Origin of the sequence: Mesorhizobium denitrificans, from assembly GCF_003403035.1 — a bacterium.
Classification (GTDB): Bacteria; Pseudomonadota; Alphaproteobacteria; order Rhizobiales; family Rhizobiaceae; genus Mesorhizobium_G; species Mesorhizobium_G denitrificans.
The window spans coordinates 1-17,381 of sequence record NZ_QURN01000002.1 but is presented as its reverse complement, the minus strand read 5'-3'; the positions used below and the strand labels follow the sequence as shown (position 1 = coordinate 17,381).

8 protein-coding genes are annotated in these 17,381 nt (G+C 58.2%); 2 read left to right on the top strand and 6 right to left on the bottom strand.

Annotated features, from left to right (window positions below; all coding sequences use genetic code 11):
* Positions 1-30 precede the first annotated feature (30 nt).
* Complete coding sequence (locus tag DY251_RS02590) at positions 31-8,598, top strand: glycoside hydrolase family 94 protein (protein ID WP_116622315.1); 8,568 nt, start codon at positions 31-33, stop codon at positions 8,596-8,598.
* Between the two features lie 210 nt (positions 8,599-8,808).
* Positions 8,809-10,575, top strand: coding sequence for a glucan ABC transporter ATP-binding protein/ permease (locus tag DY251_RS02585; protein ID WP_116622314.1), 1,767 nt, complete (start codon positions 8,809-8,811; stop codon positions 10,573-10,575).
* A gap of 77 nt (positions 10,576-10,652) precedes the next feature.
* On the opposite strand, the gene DY251_RS02580 is transcribed toward DY251_RS02585, so the two are convergent.
* The 6 genes from DY251_RS02580 to DY251_RS02555 all read right to left on the bottom strand — a co-directional run.
* Positions 10,653-10,994, bottom strand: a complete 342-nt coding sequence (locus DY251_RS02580; protein WP_116622313.1) for a winged helix-turn-helix domain-containing protein — start codon at positions 10,992-10,994, stop codon at positions 10,653-10,655.
* 1 nt (position 10,995) lies between these two features.
* The gene (gene modC / locus DY251_RS02575) at positions 10,996-12,108 is read right to left on the bottom strand and encodes a molybdenum ABC transporter ATP-binding protein (RefSeq protein WP_116622312.1); all 1,113 of its coding nucleotides are present in this window, start codon (positions 12,106-12,108) and stop codon (positions 10,996-10,998) included.
* Positions 12,105-12,797: a molybdate ABC transporter permease subunit gene (modB, locus tag DY251_RS02570; protein ID WP_116622311.1), complete on the bottom strand. Its 693-nt coding sequence runs from the start codon at positions 12,795-12,797 to the stop codon at positions 12,105-12,107. Before modB ends, modC begins: the two co-directional genes overlap by 4 nt.
* A gap of 68 nt (positions 12,798-12,865) precedes the next feature.
* Positions 12,866-13,408 carry a DNA-3-methyladenine glycosylase gene (locus tag DY251_RS02565; protein ID WP_116622310.1) on the bottom strand — a complete coding sequence of 181 codons (543 nt, stop codon included), beginning with the start codon at positions 13,406-13,408 and terminating at the stop codon, positions 12,866-12,868.
* Between the two features lie 129 nt (positions 13,409-13,537).
* A complete protein-coding gene (locus tag DY251_RS02560) occupies positions 13,538-16,984 on the bottom strand; it encodes an Ig-like domain-containing protein (RefSeq protein WP_158553211.1) in 3,447 nt (1,148 codons plus the stop codon).
* Between the two features lie 255 nt (positions 16,985-17,239).
* Positions 17,240-17,381: LuxR C-terminal-related transcriptional regulator (locus DY251_RS02555; protein ID WP_147307414.1), on the bottom strand; the 142-nt coding region annotated here is incomplete at its 5' end.

Below are 17,381 nucleotides of genomic sequence, written 5' to 3'. Positions count from 1 at the left end.
CGCAAGCATGTTTCGAACGGAAGTGTTTTCATGAATGCTCATGCGCGTACAGATGTGAGCGCCACAATGGCTCCCCTTCTTCCCGTTGCAGAAGTACCGATTCGCGCCAATTTCCTCGACGAAGAGAGATTGCGCAAGCTGGGAGAAAGTCTGGCCAAGGGCGAGCTGGATAGCTATTTCGGCCTGACGGAAACGGACTACCTTGCGCGCAACAAGGAAAACGCTGCGAAAATTCTGGAAGTCTATCTTTCCACCAATGCTGCGCAGGCGAAGGGCGAATCGATTACGCCTGCCGCGCAATGGCTGCTGGACAACAACTACCTCGTTGAAGAGACGATCTTTCAGATCAAGCGCGACTTGCCGCCGCGCTTCCTTCGCGAACTGCCGAAAATGGATATCGGCAACGGCCAGCGCGTGCCGCGCACGCTCGCAATCGCGTGGCTTTATGTCGCCCACGTAGACAGCACGGTTTCATCCAACAGTTTCAAAGCCATAGTGGATGGCTATCAGTCCATACAGCCGCTGCAGATTGGCGAACTCTGGGCGCTGCCCTCACTGCTGCGTTACGTACTGGTTGAAAATTTGCGCCGTCTTGCGCAGCGCGTTGGCCGGGCGCGCAACATGCGCCATCAAGCGAACGAGCTTGCTGACAAGCTGCTGGCACTGGACGACGAAGGCGATGTCGAGCTTCTGCGAAACTACACAGCGCATGCGCGCGACATAACCTTCGCGACGCAACTGCTCTATCGCCTGCGCGACGGCTCGCAGAACGCGGGCCGGGCGCTGATGTGGCTCGAGGGTGAGCTTGAGGCCGCCGGCACCGATGCCGAGCAGATAACTGTCAGCGAACATCGTCAGCTTTCGAGCGGCAATGTCACGACCGGCAACATTATTCGCGGCCTGCGGCTCATCAATGACGTTGACTGGACGGTCTGGTTTGAAGAAGTCAGCCGCATCGACGCGCTGTTGCGCGAGCGCACGAACTTTGCCCAACTCGATTTCCAATCACGCGACCAATATCGCACGGTGGTTGAAGAACTGGCGCGCCGCTCCAAAAAAACTGAATATGAAGCAGCCGAGAAGGCGATTGAGCTTTCGAGTGCCGCGGCCAGCGCACCTCTGCCGGAAGCTGTCGAAGATAGTCCAGCCGCGCGTCGCGCTGACGTTGGCTTCTTCCTTGCCGGTTCGCGCCGCAGGGAGCTTGAGCAGGCTATCGGCTTCAACGTTCCGTTTTATCTGCGTTTCCGCCGCGCGTTTCAGGCGGCAGGGTGGATCGGAATCTTCCTGCCAGTGATGGCAATCACCATGCTGCTGCTGGGGATGACGACTGCGGCGCTTGCTGCGGCGGGCCTGTCCACTCCGGCAATCGTGGTTTTGCTGATGCTTTTCGCGCTGCCGGCAGGCGAAGGTGCGATGAGCATCTTCAACACGGTCGTGCTGCTGTTCCTCAAGCCGACCCGCCTTGTGGGATATGAATATAAGGATGGCGTGCCGGATGAGGCGCGCACGCTGGTCGTGGTGCCGACGCTGATCGGCTCACGCGATGATGTGGATGAGGCGGTGCGCACGATTGAGGTGCACCATCTTTCCAACATGCACGGCGATCTGCGCTTCGCGGTTCTTTCGGACTGGCCGGATGCACAGGAAGAAATCCGCCCGATCGACAAGGAAATTCTGGAATATGCGCAGGGCGAAATCGCCAAGCTCAATGCACGATATGAAAGCGAAACGCCGCTATTCCACCTCCTGCACCGCCGCCGCCTGTTCAACAAGGCGGAAGGTTTTTGGATGGGCTGGGAGCGCAAGCGCGGCAAGCTCCACGAACTGAACCTGCTGCTGCGCGGCGACAGTGACACGACATTCATACCGCCCGTAAATCCAGTGCCCACCGGCATTGTGCATGTAATGACGTTGGATGCGGATACGAAGCTGACGCGCGATACGGTCGCGCAGCTTGTTGGCAAAATGATGCATCCGCTCAACAAGCCGATGGTCGATCAGGTGCGCGGCAAGGTCACGGCAGGCCATGCGATCATGCAGCCGCGCATCACCGCTTCGCTGACAACCGGCGATAATGCGTCGTTCTTCCAGCGCGTGTTCTCCGCGCATCGCGGGCTTGATCCGTATGTCTTCGCCGTTTCGGACCTTTATCAAGACCTGTTCGGTCAGGGCACCTTTACCGGCAAGGGGCTTTACCACGTCGATGCATTTGAAACGGCGCTGCGCGGCAAGATTCCTGAAAACGCAATCCTGAGCCACGATTTGCTTGAAGGTTCGCTGGCGCACGCGGCGCTCGTGACAGATGTTGAGGTGGTCGAAGATTACCCGACGCGCTACGCGGTCGATGCATCGCGCCAACACCGCTGGGCGCGTGGCGACTGGCAGCTTCTGCCATTCATTTTCGATCGCAAAATGGGCATTCCGGGCATTTCGCGCTGGAAGATGGTCGACAATCTGCGTCGTTCGCTGACCCCGATTTTCTGGGTGCTGGCGTCTATTGCGGGTTGGACGTTGCTGCCGTTTACGCTGGCCGCGCAATGGCAGGCGTTGCTGATCCTCAGCCAGTTCATGGCGCCCACTTTCGACATTGTAAACTCGATCATTCCCAAGACCCGGGAAATGACGTTCCGCGGGCACGTCTCCGCGCTTGTGCGTGACGTTGTCTATGGAACCGCCATGGTCGTGCTCAAGACCGTGCTGATGGCCCATACGGCTTGGATGATGGGCGATGCCATCATGCGCACCTTCTATCGCCTGCATTTCAGCCGTCAGCATTTGCTGGAATGGCGCACTGCATCGCAGGCGCAAAAGAGCGGCAGCAACACGATAAGCGCCTACTACCGGCTCATGTATGGGGCGGTGTTGATCGCGATCATCGGCCTGATCGTGCCGCTGGCGGCTCATTCGACCGGCGCAGTTGTGGCGTTTTTCTTTGCGCTTTTCTGGGCAGGTTCGCCCGCGTTTGCGTGGCTCATCAGCCGCTCGGCTGAAACGGACGACAGGCTCATTCTTGAAGCGGACGACCGCCGCAAACTGCGCAACATCGCGCGGCGCACCTGGCATTATTATGAGGTGCATGTGACGGCGGAGCATTCCTTCCTGCCGCCGGACAATATGCAGGAAGTGCCGGTCCCGGTTGTGGCCAACCGCACATCGCCAACCAATGTCGGCGTCTATCTGCTGTCGGTGATTTCGGCGCGTGATTTCGGCTGGATTTCGATGCGAGACGCTGTCGAGCGCATGGAAGCCACGCTCGGCACGCTGGAGCGCATGGAGCGTCATCGCGGCCATCTCTACAATTGGTACGATACGAAGACCCTGCTGCCCCTGCACCCGCTGTATATCTCCAGCGTCGACAGCGGCAATCTGGCCGGGCATCTGATCACCATGGCGGCGGCATGTGCGGAGTGGGCCGAAGCGCCGACGGTTTATTTGCAGGGCGATTTCGAGGGCATGCTGGACGTTGTGGGCGTGCTTGAAGAAAGCCTGCGCGTTGTGCCGGATGACCGCCGCACGCTGCGCCCGCTGCGTCAACGTTTGGGCGACCGCATCGATGGTATGCGCCGCGCGGTTCAAACCGTGCAGAGCGAGCCGGAAATGGCGTCCATCCGCACGATCAATCTGGCCGTGCTGGCCGGTGAAATCCGCAAGCTGGCAGATGGCATTCACCACGAGGCGGGGACGGCGCAGAGCGCGCAACTGGCCGACTGGGCCGCCATGCTGGAGCGCACTGCGGAAGCGCATGTGGATGATTCCCACGGCGACAAGGAGCGCGTGGACGACATTCGCAAACGCCTGAACGCAATCCGCGCCCGCGCCCGAGAATTTGCACTGGTCATGGATTTCTCGTTCCTGCTCAGCCGCGACCGCAAGCTTTTGTCCATCGGCTATCGTGTCGAGGAGCATCAGCTTGACGAGAGCTGTTACGATCTTCTGGCATCCGAATGCCGCATGACCAGCCTTTACGCTATCGCGAAGGGCGACATTCCAACCGATCACTGGTTCAAGCTCGGTCGGCCCATCGTGGAAATCGGCTTTTCCGGCGCGCTGATGTCGTGGTCCGGCTCAATGTTTGAATATCTGATGCCGCCACTCGTGATGAAGGAGCCGACCGGAGGTCTGCTGAGTCAGACAAGTCATCTCATCATCAAGCGGCAGATCCAATACGGAAACTCGAAGAGCATTCCGTGGGGCATATCGGAGGCGGCTTACAACGCCCGCGATCACGAGATGACCTATCAGTACACCAACTTCGGCGTGCCGGGTCTGGGCCTGAAGCGTGGGCTTGCACAGAACACCGTGATTGCGCCTTACGCGACCATTCTCGCCGCGCAATTCATGCCGCGTGAGGCAGTCGAAAATCTGGACCGGCTTGCGTCCATCGGCGGTCTTGGCCGCTACGGCTATTACGACGCGATCGATTTCACGCCGCAGCGTGTGCCGGAGGGTGCGGACTGCGCCGTCGTCTACAATTACTATGCTCACCATCAGGGCATGTCGATTGCGGCCATCGCGAATGTGGTTTTCGAGGGGCGTCTAAGGGACCGGTTCCATAGCGATCCAATCATTGAAGCTGCTGAGCTTCTGCTGCAGGAACGCGCGCCTCGCGATATTCCAATCGCAACCGTCCGCACCGAGGCAGACGAACGCGTCAAGGTCGATGTTGTCGAACATACGCCAGACACACGTCTGGTTATGGAACCGCTGTCAGCTTTGCGCGCCACGGGCGTCATGTCGAACGGCAGCTATCAGGTCATGGTGGCGTCCACCGGTTCGGGCTACAGCCGATGGAACGATCTTTCCGTCACGCGCTGGCAGGCCGACCCGACCGAGGACCGGCTCGGCACCTTTATCTTCCTGCGCGATGTATCGACAGGGGATTGGTGGTCTGCGACGGCGGAGCCAAAAACTGCACCGGACGAAAAGACCAATGTGCTGTTCAGCGACGACAAGGCGACCTTCAGCAAGCTGGTCGGCACGCTGCGCTCTGAGGTTGACTGCATTGTCGTTTCGGAAGGTAACGGCGAGGCGCGGCGCGTCACGCTTTACAATGAAGGTACGACCGACAGGCATATCGAACTGACGTCTTATGCCGAACTGGCGCTCGCTTTTGAGGCGAACGACAGCGCGCACCCAGCCTTCTCGAAAATGTTTGTGAAGACCGAAATCGCTGACGCTGGCGGGGTGATCTATGCCGAGCGGCGCAAACGTTCGTCCGGCGAGCCGGATATTGCGCTAGCGCATTTCGTGACCGAAACTTCCGGCGGCTCTCGTGAACGGGAAGCCGAAACCGACCGCCGCGCCTTCCTCGGTCGCGGACGTACGATTGCCGACCCGGCCGCGTTTGACACGCAAGAGCGGTTCGCCGGCAATCAGGGCTTCGTGTTGGATCCGGTGATGGCGATGCGTTGCCGCGTGCGCGTTCCGGCCAACAAGAAGGTAATGGTCACGTTCTGGACTGTTGTCGGCAAGGATCGCGCCGAAGTCGAAAGCTATCACTCGCAGCTCAACCACCCCGACAGTTTCCAGCGCCAGATGACGCTTTCGTGGACGCGCTCGCAGGTGCAGACGCGCCATTGCGGGCTGAGTCTTTCGGATGCGGCCAATGTCCAGAAAATCGCGGGCTATCTGCTTTATCCAGAACGCTATCTGCGTATGCCATCGGAGACGATTGCGCAGGGCATGGGCAGCCAGTCCGCGCTTTGGCCCATGGCGATTTCCGGCGATTTCCCGATTTTCGCGCTGCGCATCGCAGATGTTGCGGACATCGAAATCGTCGCGCAGGCGCTGCGCTATCAGGAGTACATGCGCGCTCGTGGCCTCCTTGCCGATCTTGTGATCGTCAACGAACAGGCATCAACCTACGTGCAGGATCTGCAGCAGGCGATTGAAAATCTCTGCGAAAACAGCCGCCTGCGCGGGCGCGAATATGGCCCGCGTCAGCACATTTTCGCCGTGCGTCGCGATTTGATGGACCAGCATTCCTATCGCACATTGCTGGCGGTCGCGCGCATCGTCTTGCACACGCGCAACGGCACCATCTTCGACCAGATCGAGCGTGCCGAAGCGGCGATCATTCAGGAGCGCGAAACGCACGCCGTCGAGGTTGTCAAACCAGCCGACAGCGCAAAGACGTCGCTTCCGGTCGTGCGCCAGCCACGCAAGCCTGCGCGCGAGGCCGCGCCCGCGGATGGCGCGGGCCTTGCTTATTGGAACGGCATCGGCGGCTTCGACAAGAAGGGTGCAGAATATGTCGTGCGGCTCACTGGAACGCGGCACACACCGCAACCGTGGATCAATGTGATCGCTAACGAGAATTTCGGCTTCCATACCTCGTCGGAAGGCGCTTCGTTCACCTGGAGCAGGAACAGCCGCGACTTCCAGCTTACGCCGTGGTCAAACGACCCTGTGTCGAACAGGCCAGGTGAGGCCATTTACGTCGTGAACCGGGACACAGGCACTGCGTTTTCGCCCTTCGCGGCCGTGATGCGCGATCCTTCGATCACCTATGAGGCGCGGCACGGGCAGGGCTACAGCACATTTAGCGCAGCGCGGGGCGGGCTGAGTGTTGAGGCTACGCAGATTGTCGATCCGGTCGATCCGGTAAAGATCACGCGCCTGAAGCTTGCAAACACAAGTCGCTCGACGCTTCGCCTGCGTGTCTATTCCTACGTGGAATGGGTGATGGGCAACAACCGTGCGCGCTCCGGCCCGGCTATTGTTCCATCTCACGACGAGGCGACTGGCGCACTATTTGCGGCCAATCCGTATAGCCTCGATTTCGGCGACCGTGTCGCGTTCCTCGGTGCAAATCGGGATGCGCAGTCGTTCACCGCAGACCGTGCCGAGTTTTTCGGACGGGAGCGCAGCGTGGTTACGCCGGGCGCGGTTCTGAACTGCCGCGATCTGAGCGGCAAGGCTGAGGCTGGCGTTGATCCATGCGCAGCGCTTGCGCATGACATCGAGGTGCCGGCTGGCGGCGAGGTTACCATGCTGCTGTTGCTCGGCGATGCCGGTTCGACGGCGGAAGCGAGCCAGCTTGTCGCAAAGCATCGCGAACGCAATTTCGACGAGCGGCTTGGCGAAATCGAGAAGAATTGGCGCGCGTTCCTCGACACTTTGCAGGTCGAGACGCCGGACCCGGCGTTTGACGCGATGGTCAATAGCTGGTTGCCCTACCAAAACTTATCCTGCCGCATTCGCGCACGGTCGGCGTTCTATCAATCGAGTGGTGCGTTCGGCTTCCGCGACCAGTTGCAGGATACGCTCGCGCTGATGCTGCAGGAACCGTCGCTTGCGCGGGGCCAAATCCTCAACGCCGCTCGACGTCAGTTTGCGGAAGGCGATGTGCAGCACTGGTGGCTGCCCAGAACCGGGGCGGGCGTCCGCACGATTATTTCCGATGACGTTGCCTGGCTCGGCTATGCTGTTTCGCACTACATCGGTGTTACGGGCGACCGGGCAATTCTCGATGAGCAAATTCCGTTCATCGAGGGGCAGGCGCTGCAACCCGGCCAGCATGATGCCTTTTTCACGCCGGAAGTCTCCAAGACGCAGGCATCGCTCTATGAGCATTGCACTCGGGCGCTGGACCTCGCCATCAAGCGCACGGGCGAAACCGGCTTGCCGCTGATACTCGGCGGCGACTGGAACGACGGCATGAACAATGTCGGCGTTGAAGGACGCGGCGAAAGCGTGTGGCTCGGCTGGTTCCTGCTCAAGGTACTGACTGATTTCGCGCCAATTGCCCGCGATAAAGGTGACACAAAGCGCGCCGACGCGTGGAAGAAACATGCTGGGCGCCTGAAGCGCGCACTTGAAAATGCTGCGTGGGATGGTGAATGGTATCGGCGTGGCAGCTTCGATGACGGCACACCGCTCGGCTCGCGCAACTCAAGCGAATGCAAGATCGACTCCATCGCGCAATCGTGGAGCGTGCTTTCGGGCGAAGGCGATGAAACACGGTCACTTACGGCAATGGACGCGGTCAAACGCGACCTTGTCGATGACGAGTTGAAAATCATCAAGCTGTTTACGCCGCCCTTCGAGGATACGACGCTGGATCCGGGATATATCAAGGCCTATCCGCCCGGCGTTCGTGAAAATGGCGGTCAGTACACCCATGCCGCAACTTGGGTGGTCTGTGCACTGGCCGAACTTGGGCAGGCGGACGATGCCTACCGTTGCTTCTCGATGTTGAATCCGGTCAATCATGCACTGACCGCTGAGGATGCAGAGCGCTATCGTGTCGAACCCTATGTCGTCGCAGCCGACGTTTATTCGGAAGGCGACAAGGCAGGGCGCGGCGGCTGGACCTGGTATACCGGCTCGGCGGGTTGGCTCTATCGTGCTGCCATCGAATATATTCTGGGCATACGCCACACTGGCGAGGGGCTGACGGTCAACCCCGTCATTCCGAGTAACTGGAATGGCTTCACCGCGACAGCGCGTATTAATGGCGCGGAGTATCGGGTCACCGTCGAACGCAAGAAGGGCCTTAAAGCCCGGAAATTGCTGGTTGGCGGCAAAGATGCTGGCAATGTCATTCCAATCGGCAAGGGAAAGCCCGTGCAGTTGACGGTGCAAATTCCAGCCTGATTTCCACAGGCTGGAATTAACCTGTCTTAACCTTGCCATGTTGATGTGATTTTATTTTATCCGGATGGTTTCGGGCGAAGGGTGTGCAAAAATTGCATACCCCCAATGCAACCATAGCTGGCGTCAGACATTGCTTTTTGCCGCTGATAACTGTATCTGAATGCGCCAGGAATGGTGCAGTGCACAATCCCTAGGGAGAGGGAAAAGTCAGTGACTTTGCTTCAGGTCTACTTCAGGGCGCTACGCTACTTGGGTGCCGACAAGAAGCGCACGGTCTTCATCTGTGCTGCTAATGTCGTTTTGTCACTCGTCGTAATCGCTGAGCCGATCCTGTTCGGGCACGTAATTGATGCGATAACCGAAAAGCGCGATGTCGTGCCGACGCTGGCACTGTGGGCTGGTCTCGCTGGCTTCAATATCATTGCATTCGTGCTTGTTGCGCGGGGCGCAGATCGCCTTGCTCACTCGTTGCGTGCGGAGGTCCTGACCAAGACCTATGAGCGCGTACTTTCCATGCCGCTTTCCTGGCACATGGGTCGCGGCACTTCTAACTCGCTGCATACGATGCTCCGAGCTGTCGACTCCCTGCAGACGCTTTGGCTCGAATTTCTACGTACACATCTCGGCACGGCGGTGACGCTTGTGCTGCTCGTGCCCACCGCACTGGCGATGGACGTGCGCATGTCCTGCGTGCTGCTCGTGCTTGGTGTGGTCTATGTCGCGATTGGCCGTCTGGTCATGCGCAAGACCAAGCAGGGTCAGCAGCATGTCGAGAAGCATCACCACAACGTCTTCGCGCATGTAACCGACACTGTCGGAAACGTCTCGGTGGTGCAGGGCTACAACCGCGTGGCGATCGAAACTGAATCGCTGCGCAATCACTTCCGCAAGCTGCTGTCGGCTCAGAACCCTGTTTTGGACTGGTGGGCGCTGGCAAGCGCGCTGAATCGCCTTTCGGCAACCATCTCGATGATGGTCGTGCTGGTGATTGGCTCTTATCTCGTTATGCGCGGCGAACTGCCGATTGGATCGATCATTGCCTTTACGGGCTTTGCGAACCTGCTCATCGCGCGCCTCGACCAGATCTCGAACTTCTTGAACCAGATTTTCGACGCTCGCGTGAAGCTTGAAGAGTTCTATGCGATGGAGGAAGCCTCCGCGCTTGCTCAGGAGCCTGTGGGTCTGCCTGACCTCCAGAACGTCAAGGGCCGTGTCAGTTTCGAGGACGTTACGTTCCACTTCGAAAATTCGGGGCAGGGCGTCGAGAACGTCAATTTCGCAATCGAGCCGGGCCAGACGGTCGCCATTGTCGGCCCCACGGGCGCAGGCAAGACGACGCTCATCAACCTACTGCAGCGCGTGCAGGAGCCGAACGAAGGCCGCATCTTAATCGATGGCGTGGATATTTCCAACGTCACACGCAAGTCGTTGCGACAGTCGGTTGCCACCGTGTTCCAGGATGCGGGCCTGTTCAATCGCAGCATCGAAAGCAATATCCGCGTCGGTCGCGAGGATGCTTCCCTTGGGGATGTTCGCGATGCGGCGTCCGCAGCATCCGCCGCTGACTTCATCGCGGCGAAGAGCGACGGCTATGAAACTGTGGCCGGTGAACGTGGTGGTCAGCTTTCGGGCGGCGAACGTCAGCGCATCGCTATTGCACGCGCGATGCTGAAGGACTCGCCGATCCTGGTGCTCGACGAGGCGACAAGTGCGCTCGACGTCGAAACCGAGGAAAAGGTGAAGACCGCTATCGACGGCCTGCGCTCGAACCGCACCACCTTCGTGATTGCGCACAGGCTCTCGACCGTGCGCGATGCCGACCTCGTAATCTTCATGGATCGCGGCAAGGTGGTGGAAATGGGTGGCTTCGACGAGCTGGCCAGACAGGGTGGCCGCTTTGCCAGCCTGCTGCGCGCCGGTGGTCTGCTCAGCGAAGGCCCGGTTGCAAAGCCGATTCGCGCGCTCGCGAGCGCCTAAGCCCGGTCAAGGGCTTTGGCGCTGCGCATTCGAACAATTCCGCTACGAGCAGTTCGGCCGAATTAACAGGTCTTGAACTAGGCGTTGGCGATTTCTTCCTGCAAAGCATTGAGATGAGGCAGGGCTGCACTGGATGCGGCCCTTTCGATTGCGCGAAATCGCCCAACCACTGAAAGACCAAGCTGCGTGAGCTGCGCCCCGCCGCCATGTTTGCCGCCTGTTTGCGCGGCAATCAGCGGCTTTCCGAACAGCTTGTTCATTTCCTCGACCAGATCCCACGCATGCTTGTAGGACATCTCCATTTCGCGCGCGGCGGCGGAAATTGAACCGAATGACGCGATGTTTTCGAGCAGTTCGACCTTGCCGGGACCGATGCGGCCTTCCGGATCAAGATTCACGCGCAAACTAAGTGAGGGCATGTTAAAAACTTCCATCCCTATGCGTGCCGAGCGCTAGATTGGGCCTGTCGAAACTGACAGTTTTTATCACGGCAAAGACGTCACGACCTACGGCCAGCCCAAGTGCATCATAGGACTGTCGCGTTATGCGTGACAATATGTTGGCCTGCCCGCAAGCGATTTCGATCTGTATCTGTGTGGACCCAGAAGCCGACGCGGAGACTATGCGCCCTGGCAGCACGTTGAGAGCGCTCAATCCCTCTGGCCGCCGCACGGCGATCATGACATCGCGCGCGCGAATGCGCAGGCCGAGTTTCGCACCAATTGCAGCGTCAAGCGCGGGCACGAGGACGCGGCCCGCAGAAGTGCTCAGCGCGGTCATGGCGTAGCGTTCGTCGTGTCCTTCAACCGTTGCCGCAAGAACAGACCCGCTCTCGCCCTGTTCTTCGATTGGCAGCAGGTCCGGCCGCCGCATGATGTCGGCTGTAGGTCCGGCAAGCACGACATGCCCGGCGGAAAGCACGACAATGTCTGTGGCCAGCCGCGCGACTTCGGCAATCGAATGGCTGACATAGACAACTGGAATTTCCAGCTCATCCCGAAGGCGCTCGATATAGGGCAGAATTTGGTCTTTGCGCGCATCGTCTAGCGAGGCCAGCGGCTCGTCCATGAGAAGCAGTTTCGGGCTGGCCAACAGCGCGCGGCCAATCGCGACACGCTGCGTCTCACCGCCTGACAGCGATGCAGGCTTGCGAGCGAGTAGATGCGAGATTCCCAGCAGTGATGTGATGCGGTCGAGGTCCGTGTAGCGCTCCCGGCGCGGCGTAAACCAGCGCCCATATTTCAGATTTTGCTCGACGTTGAGATGCGGGAAAAGCCGCGCATCCTGAAACACATAGCCGATGCGGCGACGATGCGGCGGAACGAAAATGCCGGCATTCGCATCCACGAAAACCTTTCCATCGACTTCGATCCTGCCGCTGTCTGGCCTCAACAGACCGCTGATCATATTGGTGATTGATGTTTTGCCGGAACCCGACGGGCCGAAAATCGCCGTCAGCCTGCCCGAACTCTCGAAGCTGGTCGCGATTTCGAAATCGCCCTGCCGGTGATGAACGTCAACAAGCAGGGTCATTCGACAATCAACCTGCGTCCCGCCTGCCGAGCGAGATATTCAGACGCAACGAGCGCACCCATAGCGATGATGATTGAAATTAGCGTGAGCCGCATGGCTCCGGCATCTCCGCCCGGCACTTGTGTGAACGTATAAATTGCCGATGGAAGTGTTTGCGTTTCGCCGGGAATATTGGAAACGAAGGTGATGGTCGCGCCAAACTCGCCCATCGCTTTTGCGAAGGAGAGAACCATTCCAGCAATGATGCCGGGCAGGATAAGCGGGAGCGTTACAGTGGCGAAAACCCATAGGCGCGACGCGCCGAGTGTGGATGCTGCGGCCTCCAGCTTTCGGTCCACTGCTTCCACAGACAACCTTATCGCGCGCACCATCAGCGGGAAGCCCATGACGGCGCAGGCAAGTGCGGCACCGGTCCAGCGAAACGAAAATACAATGCCGAAATAATCTGCAAGGAACGCGCCGACTGGCCCGCGCTTGCCGAAGGTGATTAGCAGCAGATAACCGGTGACGACCGGAGGCAGAACGAGCGGCAGGTGCACAATGCCGTTCACTATCGACTTGCCCCAGAACTCCTTGCGCGCGAGCAGCATCGCAACGCAAATGCCGACAGGCAGGCTTCCCACCATCGCCCAGAACGCAACTTTGAGCGACAGGTGGATCGCCGTCCATTCCTCTGGTGTGAGATGCATCGAGTTCGCCCCTATATTCATGGGGATATAGCCATCCGCGGGATCGTCGCGTCAAGCAAGGCGATTTATCAGAGCTTGCGGCTGAGGAAGGGTGAGCCCGCCAGTCCGAAGCGCCACGGTTGCTCGACCGCACGCGTGATGCCTATGCGTGTGCCTATGGCAACCGCGGCCTGGGTGGTAGCTGGCAAAATGCGCATCGGCTCTTGATCCAGCGGCAAGCCGTTGAGCGATAGATCAATGCCCAGAGCTTGGCACAGGCGACCGGGGCCGGAGCAAAGCAGCCGCAACGGTTCGAGGCCACGCCTTTGGCGCATCTGGTCTATGCCTTCTACGGGCTCGATTGCCCTTATCAGCACTGCACTGGCTGGCAGGCACACGATGTTAAAGCACCAATGGATGCCGTAGGAGCGGTACACATAAGCGCGACCCGCTTCGCCGAACATTGCCGTGTTGCGCGGCGTCGGGCCTTTATAACTATGCGAGGCTGGATCGTCAGGCTCGTATGCTTCCGTCTCGACGATGATGCCGCCGACACCGCCCACGGTCAGCGAGCAGCCGATAAGGTCACGTGCAACGATAGTGCTGGAGCGGCAGAAAAAGTCAGATTGCATCGCACGTAGATAGCGCGCCCGCGCCGGGATTTCGACGGCGTTTTGTCGTTATCGATCAAACAAAATTGGCCCGGATCGATTGATCCGAGCCAATTGCAATCGCAATGCACGACGCAAATGCGTGGCGTGTTAGACCACGGTCAATACGTTCGTGATGTCCTGATCGATCACCAGCGTTGCGGAACCATCAGTGTATACATTGTATGTGTGGGTGTTGATCGTCTGGGTGCCGGTATTGGTAAATCCATACGCTTCCACAGTGTCGTTGCTATCACCATCAATGACTAACTGGTTGGTAGTCGATGAAATATTGAAGACGTCGTTTGCCGTGACATTAAGCGTGTTGGCACCCGACCCCGTTATATCGATGGTCTCGACGCTTGTTACCACATCGCTGGCACGACTGCTAAGGTCGAGATGAAGGCCGCTGCCGCTAAGGATCAGCGTATCATTTCCTTCGCCACCATCGATCCGCGCGAAATCCGTATCAGCGACGGTTAGGATGTCATCGCCATCATAACCCAACAGCACGTCTGCGCCGCCGGCGCCGGTGAGGTTGTCGCTATGGTCCGTACCGGCCATGAAATCAGCGGCGTTGGTTCCCATCGCGACCCGACCATCAGTATGGTGAACGCCATAGATTATATAGGCCTCACCGTTTGTGGATGATCCATTGGTCGCGCCAACGATTAAATCCGCATTTCCGTCGCTGTTAATATCACCAGCACCAGACACCGAGATGCCTAAACTATCACCGCTCTCGTTGCCCTGGATTCTAAAGCCTGTTTCGGGGGTCAAAGCTGAAACATCAATGACTTGGCGGCCACTTACCTCCGCGCCAAATCCTGTGCTGGAGCCGTAAATAACATAAGCAGCGCCTTCATCTTCACCCGATGCGCCGACGATTAAATCGTTGATGCCATCCCCATTGAAGTCGCCCGCGGAGGAAACGGAAAAGCCGAGATTCCCGGAATTCTCGCTGCCTTGAATGACAAAGCCTTGTGAGGATGAGAGCACGGCTGTGTCAACCACCATGCGACCACCGGTTAGCACGCCGAAGCCTGCGGTGGTGCCGAAGATCACATACGCCTCACCGGCTGATGTTCCGCCGTCGTTGTTATTATAAGCGCCGACGATCAGATCAGCGATGCCGTCGCCGTTGATATCGCCCGCCGATGAAACGGAATAGCCGAGTGTATCGGCAGCCGTGGTTCCCTTGATAACGAAGCCCTCGGAAGCAGACAGCTGGGACACGTCGATGGTCATGTGACCAGAACCATCATCGACGCCAAATCCAGCCTGGGAGCCATAGATGACATAGGACTGGCCGGCGTTCACCCCGGCCTCGTCGTTTTCTGACGCACCTACAATGATATCATCGTATCCATCGTCGTTTATGTCGCCAGCAGATGATACCGAGATACCTAGCTTGTCATCTTCTCCGCCGCCGACAATGACGAAGCCTGTGCTTGCGTTGAGGTCGCCTATGCTCAGAACTGCATGCCCGCTGCCGTCATCGGTGCCAAATCCGGTGGTGGAACCAAATACTACATAGGCGCTCCCGGTCATAGCGCCCCCGGCAACGGTGCGTGTTGCTCCAACGATGATATCGTCAATCCCATCGCCGTTTACGTCGCCAGCAGACGCTACCGATCCACCGAGCATCTGCAACGTGTTTTCGCCTTGGATACTGAAGCCTTGCGATGCCAGAATGTCTCCTAGATTGAGCACCATGTGCCCATTGCCGTCATCTGTACCAAACCCGCTTTGCGTGCCGAAAAGAACGTAGGATGTACCAGCCATCCCATTCGAACCGACGGTTGTTCCCTGCGCGCTGAATATAATGTCGTCGATGCCGTCTCCGTTGACGTCACCTGCAGCAGAAACCGAATTGCCGAGAAATTCCTGTACGCCGTTGCCGTTGATTATGAACCCTTGGGAGGCGGTGAGCGTCGAAACGTCAAGAACGGTTCGGCCAGTGCCATCGACTGTTCCCAGTCCAGTTTCGGAGCCAAAGACGATGTAGGTCGTACCGGTGTAGCTTATTGTGCCGGGTGCACCCACAATGAAATCATCAATGCCATCGTTGTTCAAATCGCCAGCAGCACTTACTGAAAAGCCGAATTGAGAGCCGGCTTCATCTCCCTGTATGACCAATCCACTGTCGGCTGGCATGATTGAGGTGTCGATGTCGCTCAATAAAGGCTCGTCAGACTTTGTGATAATCTGCGTGGCGTCTGGCGAGACATTGCCAGCCGTATCGAACGAACGCACCGTGACAGTGAGCGTTTGGCCTGTCGTTAGTGTGCTGAGATCAACCGCATCGGACTGCCAGACACCTGTACTGTCGACAGTCAAGGTTCCCATCGAGGTCGAGCCGATCAATATTTCGATCGTGGAATGTGCTCCTGCACGTCCTGAGACAATGGTGGTGTTTGCAGAGGAGGTGAAATCGCTCTCCGGATCATTCGATATCTGCAAGATTGAGGGCGTAACCGGCAGCGTCGTATCGACGGTGATGCTTCTGGCGCTTGTTTCGGCGCTCATATTCCCGGCGGCGTCGCTGACACGCGCGGTAAACGAATAGGTTTGGCCGTCAGTGAGGGCTGCACTTTCGAAAGACCATCCGGTTCCCGTAACCGTAGCCGTGCCAACCACCGTAGCATCGCGCAGAATTTGTACGAACTCGCCGGTAGCCAACTCTGCCGTAAGGCTGCCCGTCAGCGTCGGTGTCGTATCGTTGGTAAGGCCATTGTTGGCGATGTCACCGGTGATCCTGCCGACATTGTCGGTGATGTGATCAAGCGTAGTTGCCGCGGGAGCCTCCGTATCGATGATAATCGATATCTCGTTGCTGCCGTAGCTCTTGCCGTTGGTCGAATTCACCACGCGGGCGGAATATATATATGTTTGCCCATGAACAAGTTCGCCGTCCTGATAGGTCCAGCTTGTGCCCGACACAGTTGCGGTGCCGATAATTGCCCCGTCGCGCATGACCTCTACCGTCATGTCGCTTGTAGATGTGGACGGCATCGTGCCCGTAATTAGCGGCGCGGTATCGTTCGTTACAGTTCCAGTGGCAACGGAGCCCGTAATCGTTCCAACATCATCGATGACTTCCGAGAGGGTAGGCGCGTCCAATATAACGGTATCATTGCCCTTGGTATCTTCGCTGCCACCACCGCCACCTGCGCCCACAGCCCCCAGCGCGCCACCAGCCGCACCGAGAATGCCTAGAAGGGCAGAAGCTGAGAGGCTGGCGTTCATCGCCGTTTCAGCAATAAGGCCTTCCAGAATGCCATCCCCAACCGATGCGACAGCGGGTCCAAGGTTGACCACGACCTTATTTGCACCGTCGGTGAAAACCAGATTGTTGAAATCAAATCCGTGCCCGCCATAGTTCTGGATATGGTAGACGTGGCCATCGTTCATCTGGATGGTCAGATCGTTGCCGTTGCGGGAGTAGTTCATGACATCGCGCGGCGAACCATGAATGACGAAGTCGGTCGGTTCTCCGGTCGCCGTGGTGTTGCCCGAAAGCTTTACCGATTCCTTGCCTTTAAAAATTGAAGCCACCAAACATCTCCAAAACTGTCACGTGCCGCGTTGCCTTCAGGACGCCTGTTTGCGCGCGCGCACAAAGCATCAAGTGATGGCTCAGTAAAATATGTAGATGAATAAAATCTAATTTAGCAATATCAAATTATACAAATGCGGCGCATTTCGTCGGTCGATGTACGTTCCGTAAGGGTACTCGAAATAGAAAACCGGCCCGGACATCGCTGTCCGAACCGGCTTTGGAGGTCGTCTCTAAGATTGTTTAAGTTCAGATTAGCGGCGTGCGGCCGAGAAATCGGTCGGGAACAGATCGTTGATCTTGCAGGCAACCTCGGTACGATTCGTCGCCTTGAGCTTGCGCATGATGTTGCGGATGTGAACCTTGACGGTGCTTTCACGCAGGTTCAGTTCATAG

Excerpts from the sequence above, each read along its gene's own strand:
- modC (WP_116622312.1), bottom strand. The coding sequence starts at position 12,108 with ATGACCCTGCTTGTTGACGTTCATCACCGGCAGGGCGATTTCGAAATC.
- DY251_RS02565 (WP_116622310.1), bottom strand. The coding sequence starts at position 13,408 with ATGCAATCTGACTTTTTCTGCCGCTCCAGCACTATCGTTGCACGTGAC.
- DY251_RS02580 (WP_116622313.1), bottom strand. The coding sequence starts at position 10,994 with ATGCCCTCACTTAGTTTGCGCGTGAATCTTGATCCGGAAGGCCGCATC.
- modB (WP_116622311.1), bottom strand. The coding sequence starts at position 12,797 with ATGCATCTCACACCAGAGGAATGGACGGCGATCCACCTGTCGCTCAAA.
- DY251_RS02590 (WP_116622315.1), top strand. The coding sequence starts at position 31 with ATGAATGCTCATGCGCGTACAGATGTGAGCGCCACAATGGCTCCCCTT.